General features: G+C 37.7%; 25 protein-coding genes. All 25 read right to left on the bottom strand.

The window, feature by feature from the left end; all coding sequences use genetic code 11:
* Positions 1 to 5 precede the first annotated feature (5 nt).
* The 25 genes from fliP to trmFO all read right to left on the bottom strand — a co-directional run bounded on the left by fliP (position 6) and on the right by trmFO (position 21,174).
* On the bottom strand, positions 6 to 671 hold the full coding sequence (gene fliP, locus NV349_RS05175; RefSeq protein WP_036124231.1) for a flagellar type III secretion system pore protein FliP: 666 nt from the start codon (positions 669 to 671) through the stop codon (positions 6 to 8).
* Positions 668 to 1,342, bottom strand: coding sequence for a flagellar biosynthetic protein FliO (locus NV349_RS05170; protein WP_230593865.1), 675 nt, complete (start codon positions 1,340 to 1,342; stop codon positions 668 to 670). The genes fliP and NV349_RS05170 overlap by 4 nt, the downstream gene beginning before the upstream one ends.
* Positions 1,343 to 1,352: 10 nt before the next feature.
* A complete protein-coding gene (locus NV349_RS05165) occupies positions 1,353 to 1,715 on the bottom strand; it encodes a response regulator (RefSeq protein ID WP_004269288.1) in 363 nt (120 codons plus the stop codon).
* Positions 1,716 to 1,736: 21 nt separating this feature from the next.
* Entirely contained in the window at positions 1,737 to 2,960 is a 1,224-nt protein-coding gene (gene fliY, locus NV349_RS05160; RefSeq protein ID WP_058843505.1) for a flagellar motor switch phosphatase FliY, read from the bottom strand.
* Positions 2,953 to 3,948 carry a flagellar motor switch protein FliM gene (fliM, locus tag NV349_RS05155; protein ID WP_036124724.1) on the bottom strand — a complete coding sequence of 332 codons (996 nt, stop codon included), beginning with the start codon at positions 3,946 to 3,948 and terminating at the stop codon, positions 2,953 to 2,955. Before fliM ends, fliY begins: the two co-directional genes overlap by 8 nt.
* A gap of 31 nt (positions 3,949 to 3,979) precedes the next feature.
* Positions 3,980 to 4,408 (bottom strand): flagellar basal body-associated protein FliL, encoded by a 429-nt coding sequence (gene fliL, locus NV349_RS05150; protein WP_036124726.1) that lies wholly within the window; start codon positions 4,406 to 4,408, stop codon positions 3,980 to 3,982.
* Complete coding sequence (locus NV349_RS05145; RefSeq protein ID WP_036124831.1) at positions 4,398 to 4,619, bottom strand: flagellar FlbD family protein; 222 nt, start codon at positions 4,617 to 4,619, stop codon at positions 4,398 to 4,400. The genes fliL and NV349_RS05145 overlap by 11 nt, the downstream gene beginning before the upstream one ends.
* Before the next feature lie 101 nt (positions 4,620 to 4,720).
* Entirely contained in the window at positions 4,721 to 5,689 is a 969-nt protein-coding gene (flgG, locus tag NV349_RS05140; protein ID WP_036124729.1) for a flagellar basal body rod protein FlgG, read from the bottom strand.
* Positions 5,690 to 5,775: 86 nt separating this feature from the next.
* Positions 5,776 to 6,144, bottom strand: coding sequence for a TIGR02530 family flagellar biosynthesis protein (locus tag NV349_RS05135; RefSeq protein WP_058843517.1), 369 nt, complete (start codon positions 6,142 to 6,144; stop codon positions 5,776 to 5,778).
* Positions 6,145 to 6,159: 15 nt separating this feature from the next.
* The gene (gene flgD / locus NV349_RS05130) at positions 6,160 to 6,849 is read right to left on the bottom strand and encodes a flagellar hook assembly protein FlgD (RefSeq protein ID WP_036124730.1); all 690 of its coding nucleotides are present in this window, start codon (positions 6,847 to 6,849) and stop codon (positions 6,160 to 6,162) included.
* 2 nt (positions 6,850 to 6,851) lie between these two features.
* On the bottom strand, positions 6,852 to 8,117 hold the full coding sequence (locus NV349_RS05125; protein WP_271912511.1) for a flagellar hook-length control protein FliK: 1,266 nt from the start codon (positions 8,115 to 8,117) through the stop codon (positions 6,852 to 6,854).
* Positions 8,118 to 8,143: 26 nt separating this feature from the next.
* Entirely contained in the window at positions 8,144 to 8,752 is a 609-nt protein-coding gene (locus tag NV349_RS05120) for a MotE family protein (protein WP_036124734.1), read from the bottom strand.
* Positions 8,753 to 8,756: 4 nt separating this feature from the next.
* Complete coding sequence (fliJ, locus tag NV349_RS05115; protein ID WP_036124736.1) at positions 8,757 to 9,206, bottom strand: flagellar export protein FliJ; 450 nt, start codon at positions 9,204 to 9,206, stop codon at positions 8,757 to 8,759.
* Positions 9,207 to 10,532 (bottom strand): flagellar protein export ATPase FliI, encoded by a 1,326-nt coding sequence (fliI, locus tag NV349_RS05110; protein WP_036124834.1) that lies wholly within the window; start codon positions 10,530 to 10,532, stop codon positions 9,207 to 9,209.
* Positions 10,533 to 10,537: 5 nt separating this feature from the next.
* Positions 10,538 to 11,326, bottom strand: a complete 789-nt coding sequence (fliH, locus tag NV349_RS05105; RefSeq protein ID WP_036124738.1) for a flagellar assembly protein FliH — start codon at positions 11,324 to 11,326, stop codon at positions 10,538 to 10,540.
* Positions 11,319 to 12,332: a flagellar motor switch protein FliG gene (fliG, locus tag NV349_RS05100; RefSeq protein ID WP_036124740.1), complete on the bottom strand. Its 1,014-nt coding sequence runs from the start codon at positions 12,330 to 12,332 to the stop codon at positions 11,319 to 11,321. Before fliG ends, fliH begins: the two co-directional genes overlap by 8 nt.
* A gap of 15 nt (positions 12,333 to 12,347) precedes the next feature.
* On the bottom strand, positions 12,348 to 13,940 hold the full coding sequence (gene fliF / locus NV349_RS05095; protein WP_036124742.1) for a flagellar basal-body MS-ring/collar protein FliF: 1,593 nt from the start codon (positions 13,938 to 13,940) through the stop codon (positions 12,348 to 12,350).
* 120 nt (positions 13,941 to 14,060) lie between these two features.
* On the bottom strand, positions 14,061 to 14,366 hold the full coding sequence (fliE, locus tag NV349_RS05090) for a flagellar hook-basal body complex protein FliE (protein ID WP_036124744.1): 306 nt from the start codon (positions 14,364 to 14,366) through the stop codon (positions 14,061 to 14,063).
* A 23-nt stretch (positions 14,367 to 14,389) separates the two neighbouring features.
* Positions 14,390 to 14,851: a flagellar basal body rod protein FlgC gene (gene flgC, locus NV349_RS05085; RefSeq protein WP_036124747.1), complete on the bottom strand. Its 462-nt coding sequence runs from the start codon at positions 14,849 to 14,851 to the stop codon at positions 14,390 to 14,392.
* A 3-nt stretch (positions 14,852 to 14,854) separates the two neighbouring features.
* Positions 14,855 to 15,247, bottom strand: coding sequence for a flagellar basal body rod protein FlgB (gene flgB, locus NV349_RS05080; protein ID WP_036124750.1), 393 nt, complete (start codon positions 15,245 to 15,247; stop codon positions 14,855 to 14,857).
* A gap of 592 nt (positions 15,248 to 15,839) precedes the next feature.
* On the bottom strand, positions 15,840 to 16,619 hold the full coding sequence (gene codY, locus NV349_RS05075; protein ID WP_004229266.1) for a GTP-sensing pleiotropic transcriptional regulator CodY: 780 nt from the start codon (positions 16,617 to 16,619) through the stop codon (positions 15,840 to 15,842).
* 87 nt (positions 16,620 to 16,706) lie between these two features.
* The gene (gene hslU / locus NV349_RS05070) at positions 16,707 to 18,107 is read right to left on the bottom strand and encodes an ATP-dependent protease ATPase subunit HslU (RefSeq protein WP_036124752.1); all 1,401 of its coding nucleotides are present in this window, start codon (positions 18,105 to 18,107) and stop codon (positions 16,707 to 16,709) included.
* Positions 18,107 to 18,652: an ATP-dependent protease subunit HslV gene (hslV, locus tag NV349_RS05065; RefSeq protein ID WP_036124754.1), complete on the bottom strand. Its 546-nt coding sequence runs from the start codon at positions 18,650 to 18,652 to the stop codon at positions 18,107 to 18,109. Before hslV ends, hslU begins: the two co-directional genes overlap by 1 nt.
* Positions 18,653 to 18,673: 21 nt before the next feature.
* Entirely contained in the window at positions 18,674 to 19,573 is a 900-nt protein-coding gene (gene xerC / locus NV349_RS05060; protein ID WP_036124756.1) for a tyrosine recombinase XerC, read from the bottom strand.
* A 287-nt stretch (positions 19,574 to 19,860) separates the two neighbouring features.
* Entirely contained in the window at positions 19,861 to 21,174 is a 1,314-nt protein-coding gene (gene trmFO / locus NV349_RS05055) for an FADH(2)-oxidizing methylenetetrahydrofolate--tRNA-(uracil(54)-C(5))-methyltransferase TrmFO (RefSeq protein ID WP_058843502.1), read from the bottom strand.
* Between the last annotated feature and the right edge of the window lie 8 nt (positions 21,175 to 21,182).

Here is a 21,182-nt window from a genome sequence, read left to right as displayed (position 1 = left end):
ATCCCCTAAAAACTTTGTAGTAACGATTTCATGACTAGATACCAGCCATCGACCAGAACAAATAATAAGATTTTAAATGGCAAGGAAATCATTACTGGTGGTAACATCATCATCCCCATCGACATTAAAGTACTCGCAACAATCATATCGATGACAAGGAATGGTATAAAAATCATAAAACCAATTTGAAATGCTGTTTTTATTTCACTTAAAGCAAATGCTGGGACGAGCATTGTTAGTGGGATTTCCTCCACTGATGCTGGTTTTTCTGCTTGATTATAAGATAAAAATAATTCAAGGTCTTTTTGCCTTGTATGTTTACTCATAAACTCTTTAAATGGTGCACTAGCACGATCATATGCTTCTTCTAAACCAATCTCCTCAGCAAATAACGGCTGTAACGCCTCTTTATTCACCTCTTGAAAAGTTGGTGCCATAATAAAGAACGTTAAAAATAGTGCTAGACCAACAATCACTTGATTTGGTGGCATTTGCTGTGTCGCTAATGCCGTCCGCACAAAGGATAAGACAATGACAATTCTAGCGAAAGATGTCATTAATATTAAGATACTCGGTGCAAGAGATAAAACCGTTAGTAACAGTAGGAGCTTAACAGACGTAGAGACGTTGGTTGGATCGCTATTGGAAAAAACATTGATTAAATCATTCATTTATCATCCTTCTCCTTTTGCTTCCATCTCTCTATCTCATCACTACGCTCCTGTTTTATTTCAGATATCTTTTTTTCAAATAGTTTGCCAAATGAATCTTGCTTTTGTTCATTGTGCATACTCACTTGCTCTTTTTTCTTAAACTTAGAAAGTACTTCTGCAATATACGGTGATGTTGTTGCAAGTTCTTGCCTTTCGTTATAGAGTGCTAGCAATGCTTCAACTTCTTCAGGATCAGTAATTTCACGTAACAGTTGCACATCTTCTCCAACCCCTACTAAATACAATGATTTACCTACTTGTAAAAGCTGAACTGACTTTTGAGCACCTAACGATAAACCGCCTAAATTTTGTACCATTTGATTACGTTGGAAGTTTAAATTTCGTTTATTTAAAAACTTCATCAATCCATAAAATAAAGCTACAACAAAAATAAGCGCCAAAACCATTTTTATGTATTCCCATGCAGATATATCTCCAGCTGCTGATACATTTATTTCTTGTTTAGCAGCTGGATCGGTAGTATCTCCATTACAAGCTTCTGGGTTTTCAATGCAATCAGTGACACTATTCGTATCAGCATCCGCATAAACAGAAGTTGGTGTCGGGTACAAAAACAGGAAGGATACAAGAAATGCGAAAATCATCGTGAAACGAAATGATTTTAACATTCTCATACAATCATCCCAGTGCTTTTTGAATCGCTTCAATTACACGATCTGCTTGGAAAGGCTTCACGATAAAGTCTTTCGCGCCAGCTTGAATTGCATCGATTACCATTGCTTGTTGTCCCATGGCTGAACACATAATTACAGTTGCACTTGGATCTGTTCCCTTAATCGCTTTAAGAGCCGCAATACCGTCCATCTCAGGCATTGTGATATCCATTGTTACTAAATCGGGTTTTAATTCATTGTACTTTTCAACAGCCTGTAAGCCATCTGCTGCCTCTCCAACAACTTCAAATCCATTTTTTGATAAAATATCCTTGATCATCATGCGCATAAATGCAGCGTCGTCTACAATTAAAATTCTTTTAGACATGGTTAACTCCTCCAATTGAAACTATCTTAAATTATTTAAACGCTCTGCTTGACTTAAAACATCTGTAATACGGACACCAAAGTTTTCATCAATAACAACGACTTCACCTTTAGCGATTAAACGACTATTGACTAAAATATCAACAGGCTCCCCCGCTAATTTGTCTAGCTCAATAATTGAACCACTCGATAGTTCTAAAATCTCTTTAACAGAACGTTTCGTACGTCCTAACTCTACAGTAACTTGCAATGGAATATCAAGTAGCATATTTAAATTTCTAGCTTCAGATTGAGAGATTACATTTGGATCAAAGCTAGCAAACTGTGCTTGTTGCACATTCACAGGTTGTGCAGGTCTTGCTGGTTGCGTAAACTGTGGTTGCTCTTGATAAATAGGTTGCTGCGTTGGTGCTGTCTGCTGTTGATATACTGGTTGTGCAGGTGGTGGTGTTACAGGTGCTTGTTGTTGAACTGGTGGCGCTGCAATTGATGGTGCCTCAGGGGCAATCGTTGCAGCTACGGGTTCTTCAATAGACTCTGTTTCACCTAAAAGAGATTTTACAATGTTTTGACTAAATTTAAGCGGTAATAATTGCATTAAATTTGAATCAATTAAATTACCAATGCGTAGTCTAAAGGATACTTTAACTAATAAATCGTCTTCTGGAATATTGTCACGGCCTTCATCCTGTGAAATATTCATTAAATCAATAGTCGGTGGAGAAATATCCACTTTTTTATTAAATACAGTCGACATCGATGTTGCCGCTGAACCCATCATTTGGTTCATAGCCTCTTGAACAGCACTTAGTTGAATTTCACCTAAGTCTGGCTTCGGATTTAAACCATCGCCACCTAACATTAAATCAGCAATAATGGCTGCATCCGATTGTTTAATAACAAGTAAATTCATACCTGTTAAACCAATCGTATATTCCACTTGTACAGCCACATAAGGATGAGGAAACTCCTCTTCTAATTTATTACGGTTTATCATGGAAATACTTGGAGTAGTAATATCTACTTTTTGACCTAATAACGCAGAAAGTGCTGTAGCAGAACTTCCGAAAGAAATGTTACCTACCTCACCTAATGCATCTTGTGCAAACGAATCAAGGTAATCCTCAACTCTTAAATCATTAGTCTCATCATTTGAAGAAGCTGCAGTGTCGCTGTTTTTATCTTCCAACGTCTCGCCCCTTAATAACGCTTCAATTTCTTCTTGGGAGAGCATTTCATCACTCATCTTCGTCTCCTCCTTTCAAAGGGTCGATAATCTGGATTGCTAATTTTTTGCCTTGCTTACCTGGTTGAACCGTGAATTTTGGCAATGTTCCAACTTTCAGTATTAATGGATCTTCGATTTTTTGATCTAATTGTATAACATCACCAATTTGCATTGTAAGGAAATCCTCAATGGTAATGTCCGACAGACCCAGTTCAACTGAAAGTGGTAATTGTGCTTGTTTCACACGTGTTTCCAGCATTTTTGTTTGCTCTGGAGACATCTCTTTTGTATTTGTCTGCATCCAGTAGCGAACAGATAGATTTGGAACAATAGGCTCCAACACAACATGCGGGATACAGATGTTAATCATACCGCTTGTCTCACCAATAATCGTATTTAACGAAATTACGACCACTGTTTCATTTGGTGAGATCATTTGTAAAAATTGTGGATTTACTTCAAGCTCCACTAATATTGGATCAATTTCTGCAACATTTTCCCATGCCTCGCGTAAATTGTCGAATGAGCGTTCAAAAAGGTTTGTCATAATCTTTGTTTCAATTTCTGTTAAGTTATCTACATTACTATGACTTGCCCCACTACCGCCCATTAGACGATCTAACATGGAATAGGCAATGTTCGGATTTATTTCCATCAATATATTACCATCTAATGGTGGCACTTCAAACACATTAATGAGTGTCATATTCGGAATCGAACGTACAAACTCTTCAAATGGTATTTGGTCTACCGATGCAACCGTAATCTGTACATAGCTTCTAAGCTGTGCAGAAAAGAAGGTTGTCAATAGTCGTGCAAAGTTTTCGTGTATTCGGGTCAAACTTCGGATTTGATCTTTTGAGAATCGAAGTGCTCGTTTAAAGTCATAAACTTTAACCTTACGTCCCTCGTCCTCCTTTTTTATATCGTCAGCTGACATTTCCCCAGTTGATATAGCGGAAAGCAGCGCATCTATCTCGGATTGAGATAACACATCTCCTGCCATTTGCCCACCTCCATTTCAAGCAGTTTCTGTTTTATTGAGTGATGAAGGAGGTAAAATATACTTCCTGAACTTCTCCCTCTTGCATCAATTCATTTAACCTTGTTTTTAATGATTTTTGGAAAATTTGTTTCCCTTGCTTACCCTCTAAATCCTTTTGCTCCATTTCAGAAAGCTCTTGAATGGCAATATTTTGCACTTGGAAAACACGCTTTGTTAATTCTGTAGCAGCATCTTTACTTGTCGTTTGAATTTTTAATGACAAGCGTACAACTCTGTTATCTGCAAGATTTGTCGTGATTTCAGGAACCTCCACAGAGGATTCTACAATCTCATCAATGGATGGCTCAACAGCTCCTGTTGGCTTATTAAATTGTGTAAGCAATACAAATAAAATAACGCCAATCAGTATGACTGCTACTAGCAAAATAATAATCATTGTTAACATTTTATTATTCTTCATCTTTTTCACCTCGTAGATGCGGGTTGGATAAAATTTGTATATTATTATAAAAGGCAGTTACCTTTTGTCGCACCTCATCTTCACTCTCTAAAACAATTACTTTTGTTCCAGTTGTTAAAGTAATAGTCGTATCTGGAAACGATTCGACTGTTTCTATGTATAAAGCATTTAATGTAAATGCTTTGCCATTAAGACGTGTTAGTTCGATCATTGAAATAGGGCCGGGTCTAGCGTGAGAGCCGGCCCGACCCTCCCTCATATGAAAATATGTTTTATCAAACACCTGTTATGAATTAAAGAACTATATAATCATTATCGTTTTAAGTTTACTAGCTCTTGTAACACTTCATCTGATGTTGTAATAATACGAGTATTCGCTTGGAAACCTCGTTGAGCCACAATCATCTCTGTAAATTCTTCCGATAAGTCTACATTGGACATTTCTACTGTGCCAGGTACTACTTTACCCATCCCTGCAACAGTGGCTACTTGTGCATAGGCAGCACCAGAGTTTGCTGTTTGTTGGTAATAGTTTCCTCCAACCTTAGAAAGACCACCCGCATTTGGGAATTTAGCCATAATTAGCTGTCCTGCCCATTTGCGATCACCGTTTAGGTCCACATATTCAATGGTACCATTAGCTCCGATGCTAATTTCTTTAGCAGTCGTTGGGATACGGATTGGCCCTACCTCACCATCGTCTGGGTCTAGTACACCATCATCATCAAATAAGTTAGCACCTTCATCTCCAGAAGCGACTGGTGCTTCATCTGGATTGATACCATCGTCATCAGTTTCCATAACAATTTCTTCTCCAGCAGATACTCCTACTAGATATTTACCATCAGCATTTACTATATAGCCATTGCTATCCATATAGAAAACACCATTACGAGTAAATAGGGTATTATTGAAACCTTCTTCGCCAATAAAACCACTATCTGGGTCTGGAGCTCCATTTGCGTCAGCTACCATGAAGAAGCCATCTCCTTCAATCCCTAAGTCAAGTCCACGCCCAGTACCTTGTAATGAGCCGCCACCATGTATTGTATCAATAGCAGCTAATTGAGAACCCAAACCAACTTGTTGTGGGTTAACACCACCTCGTGTAGCTGTTGCTGCAGATGCACCAGCTTGTGTTTGAGACATTAAATCTTTAAAAAGAACACGCCCCTTTTTAAAGCCAACAGTATTAACATTTGCGATGTTATTACCAATAACATCTAGCTTCGTTTGGAAGTTTTTAAGACCTGAAATACCTGAATACATAGAACGTAACATAAGTTTTCGTTCTCCCTTCGTTTTTTATAGGTGTGCCTCTATCAATCAGCATCACCAAGGCTTCCTTACATAAGAAGGTCCAGCCTTTACAGCACAATCGTGCCATCAATATTTGTAAATAACTGTTGTTTTGCCTCCGTGCGATCCATTGCTGTAATGACAGTAGCATTTTTAGCACTGACAATTAAAGCTGCTTGATCCATCAAGACTAATGGTTGTTTGACACCTTTTGAGTGTGCTTCAAATACCTTATCCGATACTACCTGCCATTCTTGTTCAGAGATGTCAATTTTACGTTCAATGATCCGTTCATGCGCATGTTTGCTCACCTTTAGTTCTTGCTTTGCAGCCTCCTGTAAATGAGCTTTAAAGGATTGCTGCGATTGAATTGGCTTAGGTTGTATTGTGCGAATAGATGGATGCAAGGGTACACGATGAATTGAAAATTTATCCATCATTCTTCTCCACCTTTATTCGCTAATTACTGTAAAATCTTTATCTGTTAGTTTTTTATCATTATCTAATACGTAATAGATAACGCCATCTTTATTTGAAACAGAGACAATTCGACCTTGTAATTCTTGGTCGCCATCTTTATACGTAACATTTTTACCAATCAGTTTACTTGCCTGTACAAGCGGAGATTCTGGTACAGTATTACCGCCATCTGTATTTGTTCCAGAGCCACCTAGTATCCCTGAAATATTACCAGGCGTTATTTCTTTTCCATCTGTTAATTTGAATACAACACTACCATCTACAAATTTCAAGGATTCAATTACACCTGTTCCTTCATTTACAACAGGATCCCCTTTTTCATCTGTTTTATCTGTAATTTCATGCCATTTCACTTCTTTACCAACAAAGGATGCATAATTCATCATCTGTGTTTGTTGCTGTGATGCCAATAATGACTCCATTGTCTTTGTCATGTTTTGCATTTGTTCTAAAGAAGAAAACTGTGCCATTTGAGAAATGAATTCTCGGTCATCCATAGGATTTGTAGGGTCCTGATGCTGTAATTGTGTAATTAAAAGTTGTAGAAAGGCGTCTTTGCCAAGCTCACTATTACCTGTTTGTTTCGTTGGTTTTTTATAATTCGAGTAATACAAATCATCCGTTATGGATGTATTGCTTACATTTTTTGTTGCATCTGCCATTATTACACCTCCTCATTGATTAAATAGTCATCAAAGGATAGTCCTTCATCTTCATCTTCATTTTTATGTTCTTGCTCTTCATCCTGTTGCTGCTTAAAGAAATTATTGAAGAAGCTTTGATCGCGTTGCTGGCGATCTGCATCTTGTAGTGATTGTGCTATATCAAGACGATCTACTTGAATGTTTTGTTGAACAAAAGCTTGTTTTAGCTGATGTGCTTGACTATCAAGTAATTCACGTCCATGAGCTGTAGAAGCTAGTAAACGAGCTGTCAGTACGCCATCATTTTGTACAAGTTCAATACGAACTGTCCCAAGATTTTCTGGGTACAATTTAATCGTTAAACGTGTGATCCCTTGTGCATTTGAAATTTGTGCTCTATTCATAATAGCCTGCATTTCTTTTAACAAAGCCTCAGACTGCGCAGGTTTGGCAGTTGGTAATGTGACATGGAATGTATCCGGTTTTGTTTGAACTGTTTGCGGTGTAACCATGTCATTTGTGCTTGTCTCACTCTGCTTCGTCACTTGTACTTGCTGAACTACTTGCTGAAAGCCTTGTAATGGCAATGCTCCAGTTGTTTTGGTTGTTGTTAGTTGTGTAGTTTCTACTTGCGTTTGTAATGATGTTAATAGACTCTTAACCGTTGTTAATAAGTTTTCTTGTGAAGTTGTTAAGTCCGTTTTCTGTCCGACTAATTGTGCTAGCTTCAATACTTGAAGCAGTTGTGTAGCGTCTTTTGGTGTTACTTGTCCTTCACCTTGTAAAGCAGGTCCTATTTGCGCCTGCAGTATCGGCGCTTGGGCATCTACTAGTGATAGTAGCTCCCAAACATCACTAGCTTCCTTCTCTTCTCCTAGCAGCTGTTGGACTATTTTTTGAAGTTGCTCTTCATCAATACCTAATACATTTAGTATATTTTCTAAATTAAGCATTTCATCCATTGCCACTGCTTTATTGTCTTCGCCAAGCTGAAGCATTAATAACCCATCATCATGAGGGATTCCTAGTAAATCTAGTAATTCCTCCATTGAATCAGCATTTAAAACCGCTTGTAAATCGGCTAGCTCCTTTGTTGCAGTTGACTGCGAAGATTGGTTTGTTTGCGTTGAAGACGACATCATTTTACTAAAAACAGACCCGAAATTCGATACATTTTCTTTATTCGGAGTTCCATTGACCTTACCTTCAGGACTATTAACGGTTGAAGATTTTGCTGCTTTATTAGGTACAGACTTAGTGATCATTTGCATCATTGCTACATCCATTGTTCTTTCACCTCCTTTCATTTATCTTATTGTTTAGCCATTAACTCCGTATATTTTGCTGCATCTTTGGCATCCATTTTCTCTAATATGGCTGCTAACTTATCAGGCTTTAAATTCGTTAAAATTCGTAGCGCCTCCGCATCACTCATATTGATTAATACTGGTGCTGCAGCTTTCGGAGACATCTTATCGAACGTTGATAAGATATCATTAAAGTCACGCTTTACATCATCTTGTTGTCGATTCAATTTTTCAATTTCAAATTGCAACTGTTCTTTTTCTATCACTAACTTCTCTTTTTCAGTTGTTGTTGTATCAAGCTTTTTTTGTAGCTGTGTAATTTCAGCTTCTTTTTCTTGTATCTCTGCCTGTAAATTAACTAATTTAGAGTCGTTATTAATGGCAGCATCTTTAGCTTGTTGCTCTTCTGATGGGACAAAGGGTAAACTTCCTATTGCCTTTTTCCCTAAATCAAAGACATTCGTATTCATTAACGTTGCCACAACAAGTAAAACCGCTACTACAAACATAATCGGTAGTACAATCCAAGTAAAAAACTTTAGAAAGCCCCCTGTTTTTTTCTTTGATTGCACTTCTACTAACTCCGCTGTCAATCGATTGTCTTTTTTTGCCATGAAATCACCTGATTTCTCTCTTGTTATACGTTTGTAATGAAATTTCATCTAGAAAAAGGCTTTCTATACGATCTTGCTCTTGCTGGAATAGCTTCAAATCTTTTTCTCTCATTTTTTCAAATTTACGTACTTCCAAGTTTTTTTCTAATAATTTTTCCTCGTGCCAATTCATCTTCGCACGAGCTTGTATCACTTTCTGTTGTACATCTGCAATTGTTTTCTCAAGACTATCTATAAAACGACTATAATGATGAATTTCGTCAATAGATGAGCCAATCGTTAAACGCTCCTGCTGAAATGCGATTAAGTCTTCTTTCTTTTTAAGTAATTCATATAATCTTGTTGCTATTTCTTCAAAAGAACGGACAGATTCTTTATAAGCCATTTCGGTTTCGTTTTTTTCTTGCTCACGAATTGTTAACACTTTTTCAAAACGATACACATAACTGACCATCTATTTCGCACCACCGTTCGATAATGTTATTAACTCATTGACACTTTCTTCTAATGTTACTTTGTCTAAATAGCCTTGTTTAAGATAATGCGTAATGAGCGGTTCATAATGAATGGCCTCATCAATCTCTTTAGAAGTTCCTCTTTTGTAAGCTCCAATATTGATCAAATCCTCAGATTTGTCATATGTATAGTAGAGTTCCCTTAATCGTTCAGCAGCTTTTTTATGCGCTGGCTCTGCAACATGATTCATCAAACGGCTTACGCTTTTTAAAACATTGATGGCTGGATATTGACCTTTATTGGCTAGATTTCGATCCAATACAATATGGCCATCTAATATCCCTCGCACAGTATCAGCTATTGGTTCATTCATATCATCACCATCAACTAAAACGGTATAGAATGCTGTGATTGAGCCCTTTTCATTAGTACCAGTACGTTCTAATAATTTAGGTAATATCGCAAATACAGAAGGCGTATACCCTTTTTGTGCCGGTGGTTCTCCCGTGGCAAGTCCAATTTCACGTTGTGCCATGGCTACACGTGTAACGGAGTCCATCATCAGCATGACATTTAAGCCTCGATTTCTAAAATATTCGGCAATCGCTGTCGCTGTAAAAGCGCCTTTAATCCGCATTAATGCTGGTTGATCTGATGTGGCTGCAACAACAATGGAGCGACTTAAACCTTCTGCGCCTAAATCACGTTCGATAAATTCACGAACCTCACGACCACGTTCTCCTATGAGCGCAATGACATTTAAATCTGCTTGCGTGTTTCTAGCAATCATACCTAGTAACGTACTTTTTCCGACCCCAGAACCAGCGAAAATACCAACACGTTGACCATTACCAACTGTTAGCATGCCATCAATCGCCTTCACCCCTACTTCGAGTCTTTCGTCAATTGGTGGACGAGTCAGTGGGTTCGGTGGATCTTGCTCAGTAGGGACGGTCATTAACCCTTTCGGTAATAAGGTGCCATCGATTGGATTCCCCATAGAATCCAATACTTTTCCTATTAACTCAGGGCCCACTTTTACTTCTAGAGGGGCACCAGTCCCTTCAACAAGACAGCCAATAGATATTTCACGTAAAGAGGTGAATGGCATTAAGACAACTATCTCATCTTTAAAACCAACAACCTCTGCTAAAATGATTTGGTGACCATTGTTTACAGTTTCCACATGAATTTTACAGACATCACCTATGGAACTATCTGGACCTTGCGACTCAATCATCAAGCCGACAACTCTAGTTACTCTACCAAACTTTTTAAAAGTAGGTATATGAGGAATATGTTCGATTAATTGAGCCGTTTTCATCAAGATCATTCCTTACTCTCTAATATTTCATGTAGCTTTAATCTAAGCTCATTCAATTGCTCATCAATACTAACCATAATGCGACCATGATTTGTTTCAATATAGCAATCTGTTTCATTGTCTAAATCTTCATTCACAAAAATCATAAATGGTACATCCATCGGGAACATTTCTGCTAATTCATCTCGATTAGTGGTAATTAAAGCGTAGTATGTTGGGGAAACATAAATTTTAATTTCTTTCATTTCCCTTGCTTCTTTCAACCCTCGACGCACAATTGACACAAACAGTTCGTTATCTTGCTCTAGTGAGGTGCCAATAATTCGTTCTGCTGCAGTTAAGCCTAACTCTAAAATGACCGCTTCTTGATCTTCAATATATTTTTGTGCATTTTGTTTCGCTTGAATCATAACTTCATTCGCAGTTTGAAGTGACTGGGCCATTGCTTCAGAGGCTTTGTTCATACCATCTTCATAGCCTTGCCCAAACCCCTCATCATACGCCTCTTGCACTCGATTCGGTCTCTCTTCTTCCCAGCTTAACTTTAAGTGTTCAATTTCTTGGAAGTGTAATTGCTTTTCTTGTTCAAACATCTCACGTTCTGCTTGCAAAGTAGCTCTAGCTTCTGCAAGTAAACGATCTCGCTCTGCCATTATTTCATCCAATGTTAATTGATGCTGTGATGAGACTTCATGTTGGTCTACTTCAATCGGTTCAAACATATCTCGGATTTGGATTTCTTTAATACTATCGCTATCAGACTGGGTGTAAATAGAACGGATGATTCTAGACAATGACGTCATCTCCTCCACCGCGAGCAATAATAATCTCTCCAGCATCCTCTAGACGACGAATAACAGCAACAATTCGAGATTGCGCCTCCTCTACGTCACGTAATCGTACAGGTCCCATAATTTCCATTTCTTCTTTAAATGTATCAGCCATACGCTGTGACATATTGCGGAAAATAATATCTTTTACTTCTTCACTTGATACCTTCATTGAAAGCAGTAAGTCTTCGTTTTCACAGTCACGAATAACACGTTGAATGGAACGATTGTCGAGTGTAACGATATCTTCGAACACAAACATACGTTTTTTGATTTCCTCTGCAAGTTCTGGATCCTGTATTTCGAGTGCATCGAGAATTGTTTTTTCTGTTTGTCGATCTACGCCATTTAACACTTCTACGACAGCATCGATACCACCTGTTTCAGTGTAATCCTGTGTAACTGTTGACGATAATTTACGCTCTAATACAGATTCAATTTCACTAATTACTTCTGGAGAAGTCGATTCCATTACTGCTATACGTTTAGCAATATCCGCCTGTACTTCCTGTGGTAGTGAAGATAAAATAACACCCGCTTGCCCCGCCTCTAAATAAGAGAGAATCAGGGCAATTGTTTGTGGATGTTCATTTTGAATAAAGTTAAAAATTTGTGCTGGATCAGCTCTTCTAGCAAAATCAAACGGACGCACTTGTAGAGAAGATGTTAGACGATTAATAATCGTTTGCGCTTGTTCAACACCAAGCGCTTTTTCTAATACTGTTTTCGCGTAGCCAATACCACCTTGTGTGATATAGTCTTGCGCTAGTGCGATATTGTGAAATTCTTCAATAATCTCTTCTTTGACATTTGATTCTACTTTTTTAACACTTGAAATTTCTAATGTTAAACGTTCAATTTCTTCCTCTGTTAAGTGTTTATAGACAGAAGCTGAAACCTCAGGCCCTAATGAAATTAACAAGAGTGCGGCCTTTTGTTTTCCGGTTAATTCCTTATCTTTCTTGGACACAGCCGAACCTCCTAGTTAGTCTTCCGCAATCCAACTACGCAGTAACTTTGCAAAATCGTCTGGCTTTTCTTTAGCCATTTTTTCAAGCTGCTTACGACGCATTGTAGCTTCCGTTTCAATTTCTTCATTAATATCATCAATCATTAATTCTTCTTGTTCTTCTAGGATACTTAGCTCTTCTTCTTCCTGCGCACGCTTACGAGAACGGATAATAAAGAATGCTAGTAATAAAATAACAGCTAATAAGATACCGCCAATGACCCAAACCCACCATGGGATAACTGGTTTTTCATCAGCGACCTCTGTCGCCTTACCATATAAAGGTTGTACTGAAACAGCTACTTTCTCGTCAATTTGCTCTTGTGTAAGTTCTGCTGCCACATCTTTGGAAATTGTTGTACGAACTATTGTACTTAAAATTTTCTCGATATCTTCACGAACACCATCTGGTAATGACGCTGCATCTGTCGCTGTTGGTGGTTCAACAATGACTTGAATTCCAATATCTTGAACTTTATAAGGAGCTTCTTGGATATCTTTACGTATACGATTCACGTCATTATTGATCGTTTCCTCTGTACGTTCATAGTCACCATTCCCTGTTGCACCTTCGTTATACGTTGTGAAGTTATCTGTAGTTGTTTCAGCTTCAGGTGTTCCTGCAGCTGCTGCGCCTGTACCAGAATACTGCTCTGTAATTCGTTGAGCACTAATTGCGATACCTTCCATATTTTCTTCATCAACAGGTGTCACAAGGTTTTCTTCACGATTTTCTTTCTTGAAGTCAATATCCGTTGTAACAGAAACCATCACTTTATCTTGTCCCATCAACGTTCCTAGCATATTTTGCACTTGACGCTGTAGATCACGTTCTACTAATTTCTTCATTTGTAATTGACCTTCGGCTGTCGCTGTGGAAGTACCATCAGTAGTAGCAGCATTCAAATCAAAGTACTCTGAGAATTGATTAGAGATTACGATGTTTTCAGTTTTTAAATTGGGAATACTTTTTGACACCAAATTGTACATAGTAGTAATTTGCTGTTCTGTAAATTTATAGCCAGGGTCTGTATTTAAAACAATAGATGCCGTTGCCTCGCCTTGCACATCCGTTACGAATACCCCTTCTTCAGGAACTGTAATCATTACTTTGGCATCTTTTACACCCTCTAAATTTTTAAAAAGCTTAGCAATTTCAGTTTCAGTTGCTGCTTTTTTTAAGAGGTTAAATTCATTATCTGTCATACCAAATCCTGAACTATTAGCAAATGAGTAATCAATTGTGCCTGTTTGCGGATAGCCCTCTGAAGCTAATTGTACTAACAAGGAGTCAACTTGCTCTTCTGGCACTAAAATAGATGTTCCACCTGGAGCAATTTCATAGTTCACACCTTGGGAATCTAGTGCTTCCTTTACTTGTCCAATTTCTCTAGTTGATAAATCTTTATAAAGTGGAACATATGTAGTTTTCGAAGCAAAAAACGTCACGATGGCTGCAAGTGCGATGACGCCTACCACGGAGCCAATCATAACTATTTTTTGCTTTTTACTTCGACTTGTCCAAAATTGACTGGTGTCGTTTTTTATTTTCGTCAATCGTTCATTCATTATGAATCCTCCGGTTATAGTGAATAACCTAGCCATCAATAATTTGCGAACATAATGAGTCCACTATAGTAGTGGTTATTAATCTAGTTTGAAAAGAGTTTCCTTATCTAGACAATAAAATTAAACACTCATTCGCATTATTTCTTGGTAAGCTTCAATCACCTTATTGCGAACTTCAATTGTTGCGTTTAATGTAATGCTCGCCTTTTGTGAAGCAATCATCACTTCATGCAACTCCACATCTTCACCTTTAATTAGCTTTTGAGTAAATTTATCAGAAGTTATTTGCTGATCATTTACTTTGGCTATTGCTTCTTTTAACGAGTTCGCGAAGCTTTGTTGCGCTTCATAAGGTGTTGTATTGAGTTTATTTGTTTCATTTACAACCTGAGTAGGTGTCATTAGCGAAACGGACGAAATAGTCATTATGTATCTTCCTTTCTACTTATTTATTTACCAATCTCTAAAGCCTTTGTTAGCATGGATTTATTTGCGTTAAATACAGTTATATTCGCCTCATAGGAACGTGTTGCTGACATTAAATCTACCATCTCTTTCAATGGATCCACATTTGGCATATTCACATAACCATCTGCATTTGCATCTGGATGAGTTGGGTCATAAACAAGTTTGAAAGGTGTTTCTTGATCTTCTGAAATTCGAGAAACTTTCACACCATTGCCAACACCACTTTTCGCATTTTTACCAAGGGCTACATTCAGAAATTTCGAGAATTGTCCTTCTTGTGCTGCGAACGTCACAGACTTACGTCGATACGGTTCCCATTCCCCATTCACTTGACGAGCACGAGTCGTATCCACATTTGCCATATTGGAAGAAATAACATCCATTCGTAATCGTTGCGCTGTTAAAGCAGAGGCAGTGGTATTCATCCCATGAAATATAGACATCTATTACTTACCTCCCTTTATAACGGTATTCAATGTGTTTAATTTTCCATTAACACGGTCAATTAAAGCATTGTAATAAATTTGATTCTCTGCTAATTTTGCCTGCTCAGCATCCATATCTACAGCATTGCCATTATTTCTATATCGCAAGTTCTCAACATTATTAACGCCAGGCGTAGATTGTCGAATTGTGAAATCATAATGTCTGCTGTCAGTACGATATGCGGAAATAGACATACTTTGCTGTTCTACCAACATATCCTTAAAACTAACATTTTTCGCCTTATAATTAGGCGTATCGACATTCGCAATATTGTTTGCGATTGTTTTATGATTCAAAGTTGCATAGGAAAGTCCGTTTTCCAGGCTACTAATAGTTCCACCAAATAAATTCAAAACTGTTCACCTCATTTTATTTCAATTTATGTACTTGTTAATTTATCCAATAATACAATTGTAATTAAGATGATACCTAGTGTCTATTGTCTTTTGTCACTTTTTAATAGTCTATCCGCCCTATTTTTTCTAATGTATAACCATGACAAAACTTCTGCATCCCTTATGTCTCTAAGGTTTATCAAAGGTTATTAGACATCTAGTTATTTTACACCATTTCGACAGTGTTTACGGTTTTTGTATTAAATATGCCTTTTTCTGAGCTTTATCGCCTTATAAATATTGACTAAATAAAGGTCCCATTTTACTAGTTCAATCAACACAAGCATATTTTGCCTATGAATGTGACACATATTTGAACAAGTTTTTCACCATTCTTCTAAAGTAACACACATTACATTTTTATATGCTAAAGGTAGTGACGATTTTTTGAACAGCATTAGGAAGAAAGAAATAAGAACCTACAATAATCAGCATTTTTGTACTTATGGCAAAAAAATAAGCACAAAAATCTCCTCCCTCACGGGCTAATACACAAAAAAAAGCGCCTAGTTTTACCCTAGACGCTTTCAGAATCTTCTTAAAGAAGTATTTATTTCATTTTAATTTCTGCTAAAGCATTTAAGAATTTATCGTTTAGCACTTTAATATAAGTACCTTTCATACCTAAAGAGCGAGATTCAATGACACCAGCAGATTCAAGTTTACGTAATGCGTTGACAATCACTGAACGCGTAATACCCACACGGTCAGCAATCTTAGAAGCAACTAGTAAGCCTTCATTGCCATCAAGTTCTTCGAAGATATGCTCAATTGCTTCTAACTCACTGTATGAAAGTGAATTAATAGCCATTTGTACGACAGCTTTGCTACGAGCTTCTTCTTCAATTTCTTCTGATTTTTCACGTAAAATTTCCATACCAACTACTGTCGCACCATACTCTGCTAAAATTAGATCATCATCTTCAAATTGTGAAGATAAACGAGCAAGGATTAATGTACCTAAACGTTCTCCACCACCAACAATCGGTACAATTGTTGTTAAAGCGTTTTGGAATAAATCTTTGTTTTCAACTGGGAAAGCAGTATGTTCGTTGTTAATATCTAAATTTGATGATGTTTCAGAGATCGTAAACAAGCTATGTGTGTATTCTTCTGGGAACTGTCTCTCTTCGAACATTTTTTTCATACGCTCATTTTCAATTTGTTGGTGAATTGAAATACCTAATAATTTCCCTTTGCGACTTAAAATATAGACATTACTATCAATAATATCGCCTAATGTATCAGCCATTTCCTTAAAGTTTACTGGTTTACCAGCAGATGCTTGAAGCATCGAGTTAATTTTACGTGTTTTTTCTAATAAATTCATTATATGTTCCTCCTATAAATAATCCGAAGAGTATTTATTAAATATTCTAAAGGTTTTTATTATTGAATGATACTAATTAGCTTTTTCTTACAATATAAACTGTGACAAATCTTTGTTTTTTACTATACCCGCAAGTTTTTGATCTACATACGCAGCATTGATCGGGATACTTGCTGGTGCAATTTCAGAAGCTTCAAACGATAGTTCTTCAAGTAAACGTTCTAATATCGTGTGTAATCGACGAGCTCCGATATTGTCAGTTTCCTGATTAACCTCCGTAGCAATTTCAGCAATTCGTTCAATAGCATCTGTTGTGAAATGAATTTCCACGCCTTCCGTTTCTAACAATGCCTTATATTGCAAAATAAGTGATTGGTCTGGTTCTTGTAAAATACGTACAAAATCCTGTTTTGTTAATTTTTCAAGCTCTACACGAATTGGAAAGCGTCCTTGCAATTCAGGAATTAAATCTGACGGCTTCGACATATGGAATGCACCAGCAGCTACAAACAGCATATAATCCGTTTTCACCGCACCGTATTTCGTTGTAACAGTTGAACCTTCAACGATTGGTAAAATATCTCGTTGGACACCTTCACGTGAGACATTTGCTGAAGAATTGCCTTCTTTACTAGCAATTTTATCGATTTCATCAATAAAAATGATACCTGTTTGCTCAGCTCTAGTAATAGCCTCTTGTGCCACTTCATCCGCATCTATCAGCTTATTCGCTTCTTCAACTGTTAAAATACGACGGGCGTCCTTCACTTGTACACGACGTTTTTTCTGTTTCTTCGGCATCAAACTGGATAACATATCCTGCATGCCACTATTCGCAGACATATCCATTCCCGTTCCTTGTAACGCATCAAAAATAGATGGATTTTGTTCTGTTACCTCCACAGTAACCCACTCATTTTCTAATTTACCGTTACGTAAATCAATCGCAATTTGTGCACGCTTAGAGCGTACTTCAACCTCATCTGTTGAAGAATCATCAGTCGTTGGTTGCTCTTTACCACCAAATAGCATTTCAAACGGATTTTGCATCGCCTGTTTCTTACGTAAAGAAGGCACCAAAAGTTTCACAATCGCTTCATTTGCTAATTCTTCTGCTTGTTCCTTAACAGACTCCATCATTTCTTCCTTTACTAGACGATGTGAGGCTTCTACTAAGTCACGTACCATTGACTCAACATCACGCCCTACATAACCTACCTCAGTAAACTTTGTCGCTTCAACTTTCACAAAAGGAGCATTTGTAAGCTTAGCAATTCTTCTGGCAATTTCCGTTTTTCCGACACCTGTTGGTCCAATCATTAATATATTTTTAGGAATAACTTCATCCTTCATATCCTCATGTAACAACGAACGACGATAGCGATTACGTAACGCAATGGCTACAGCGCGCTTAGCTTCATTCTGCCCAACAATATAACGATCTAAATGCTCAGTAATTTGTCTTGGCGTTAAATTTTTTTGCGTCATTAGTTCAGCGCCTCCACGATAATATTATGATTCGTAAATACACAGATTTCAGCAGCTGTTTCTAATGCCGCCTCAGCAATTTCACGAGCAGTCATTGTTTCACCTGCATATTTTTTCAATGCTCTACCTGCAGATAATGCATAATTTCCACCAGAACCAATAGCCAAAATGCCATCATCCGGTTCAATGACTTCCCCTGTACCTGAAACGAGTAGCAATGTCGTTTTATCCATTACTAATAACATCGCTTCTAACTGGCGAAGCATTTTATCACCGCGCCACTGCTTTGCTACTTCCACTGCTGCACGCTGTAAATTACCATTATACTCATTTAGTTTGCCTTCAAACATCTCAAAAAGTGTAAATGCATCAGCGACGGAACCTGCAAAACCTGCAAGGACCTGCCCATTAAACAGACGTCTGACCTTTTTTGCTGTTCCCTTCATCACAACTGCATTTCCCAATGTTACTTGACCATCACCAGCCATGGCACAGCCTCCGTTATGATGAACTGCAAATATCGTTGTCGCATGAATTTGTCCCATCTGCCTTCCTCCTTAGCTCTATTATGCCCTTGGATGGGCATTCATATATGTTTGACGAAGATGCTCTTTTGTTACATGTGTGTAAACTTGTGTAGAAGATAAATGTGAGTGACCTAATAACTCCTGCACTGTCCGCAAGTCTGCGCCATTATTCAATAAATGTGTGGCAAAAGTATGGCGAAGCATGTGTGGGTAAATTTTCGTATGGAGTGAGGCCTTGTCAATCATTTCGTTTAAAATATGACGTACCCCTCGAGGAGTAAGTTCCCCACCACGCATATTGACAAACAACTGCTGGTGACTAGTTTTTTTCATCAATCGTGGACGAGCTTGCTCTATGTAGTCCTGCATTGCTAAACTCGCAAATTGACCAAATGGAATAATTCGTTCTTTTCGACCTTTTCCCATTACCCGTATAATCGAATAATGAAAATCTACATCCCCTACTTGGATTGAAGTCAGTTCACTTACACGAATACCTGTCGCATACAACAGCTCTAATATAGCTATATTTCTCAATGATTTCAAATCATCACCAGTATTCGCATCAAATAGCTGCTTCAATTCTTCTTCGTAGAAAAAATTGGGTAAACGTGATTCTTTTTTTGGATGATAAAGAGAACGAAATGCTCCGTCATCTAATCCGTACTGTCTATTTAGAAAGCGAAAAAAGGAGCGTATCGAGGAAATTTTCCTAGAAATAGAGGCCCTTGCTCTTTTCTCATCGTACAACTTTGTTACATAAAGACGTGCATGTATATATTCAACACTCGCTAAATCATCGATGCCCTCTCTTTGTAAAAAGGTTAAAAAATCTAGCAGGTCTGATTCATATTCTCGCACTGTATGAACAGAGAAGTTCTTTTCAACTTGGATGTAAAGCATGAACTGTTCGAGTGCATCTTGGGACGAAACTAACATGGAAAGATTCACCACCAATGATTTATTAATAATTTTCTCAAATGACTGACACTTGTAATATAACGGATAAATATTTCTTTGTCATCTCTTACAAGTTTGTATCGTTTTTCATTTCATTAATAAACATACATACTGACACTAAACCTATCTTCATAATATAGCAAGTGTAATTAGTTATAAATTGAGAAAATCTTCATACAAAATAATAAAATACGTCTAATTAAGCATTTTGTCTACAAAAAGAAAAAGCCTCTAAGAGTATATCAACTTTTAGAGGCTTTTTGCAATTAAATTGTTTGTGAATTCACAAAATTGCGAATTGAGCTTATTGCGCGTGTTGCATGCATTTCCGCACGTTCTGGTTTTGAACGACGACCAGGTGGTAATTCAGGGAATATACCGAAGTTAACGTTCATCGGCTGGAAGTTTTTCGACTGTGCTTCTGTTATATAACGCGCCATACTGCCTAATGCCGTTTCGAATGGGAAAATAATAGGCTCTTGTCCAAGTGCTAAACGAGCTGCATTAATTCCTGCAATTAATCCACTTCCTGCTGATTCAACATATCCTTCTACACCCGTCATTTGACCTGCAAAGAAAATATTCTTATGCTCACGAAGCTGATATGTTTTTTCTAAAACTTTTGGTGAATTAATGAATGTATTTCGGTGCATGACGCCATAACGTACAATTTCTACATTCTCTAACCCTGGAATTAGCTGTAGCACTTCCTTTTGTGGACCCCATTTTAAATGAGTTTGGAAGCCTACAATGTTGTAAAGGGTACCAGCAGCATCATCTTGACGAAGTTGCACAACCGCATACGGACGTTTTCCTGTTTTTGGATCTTCAAGACCAACTGGTTTCATCGGTCCAAATAACATGGTTTTCTCTCCGCGAGCTGCCATAACTTCAATCGGCATACAACCCTCAAAGTAAATTTCTTTTTCAAATTCTTTTAATGGCACAACTTCTGCTTCGATCAAGGCTTGACGGAAACGATCAAATTCTTCCTTTGTCATAGGACAGTTTAAATAAGCCGCTTCTCCTTTATCGTAACGAGATTTCAAATAAACTTTATCCATATCTATGCTATCTTTTTCGATAATAGGTGCTGCTGCATCGTAGAAGTATAAATAATCCAAGCCAGTTAAACCTTGAATTTTTTCAGCTAAAGCTTTTGATGTTAGGGGACCTGTAGCAATAACTGTTATACCTTCAGGAATCTCTGTGACTTCTTCATGAATGACCTCCACAAGTGGATGGTTTTTCACAGTCTCTGTCACATAGCCCGCAAATTCATGACGGTCTACCGCCAATGCACCACCAGCTGGTACTGAACACTGATCTGCTGCCTTTAAGATAACCGAATCTAGCGTACGCATCTCTTCTTTAATAACGCCTACAGCATTTGTTAAACCATTTGCACGCAATGAGTTAGAACAAACAAGCTCTGCAAATTTATCAGTATGATGTGCCGGAGTTTGCTTTACTGGACGCATTTCATAAAGTCTTACTTTTACCCCACGCTTTGCAATTTGCCATGCAGCTTCACTACCAGCAAGACCTGCTCCTATTACATTTACTACTTGTTCAGTCATGTTTCTTA

The organism is Lysinibacillus sp. OF-1 (assembly GCF_028356935.1).
In the GTDB taxonomy this organism is placed as follows: Bacteria; Bacillota; Bacilli; order Bacillales_A; family Planococcaceae; genus Lysinibacillus; species Lysinibacillus fusiformis_D.
The sequence above is the reverse complement of the archived record's forward strand: the minus strand, read 5'-3'. Positions and strand labels throughout refer to the sequence as shown.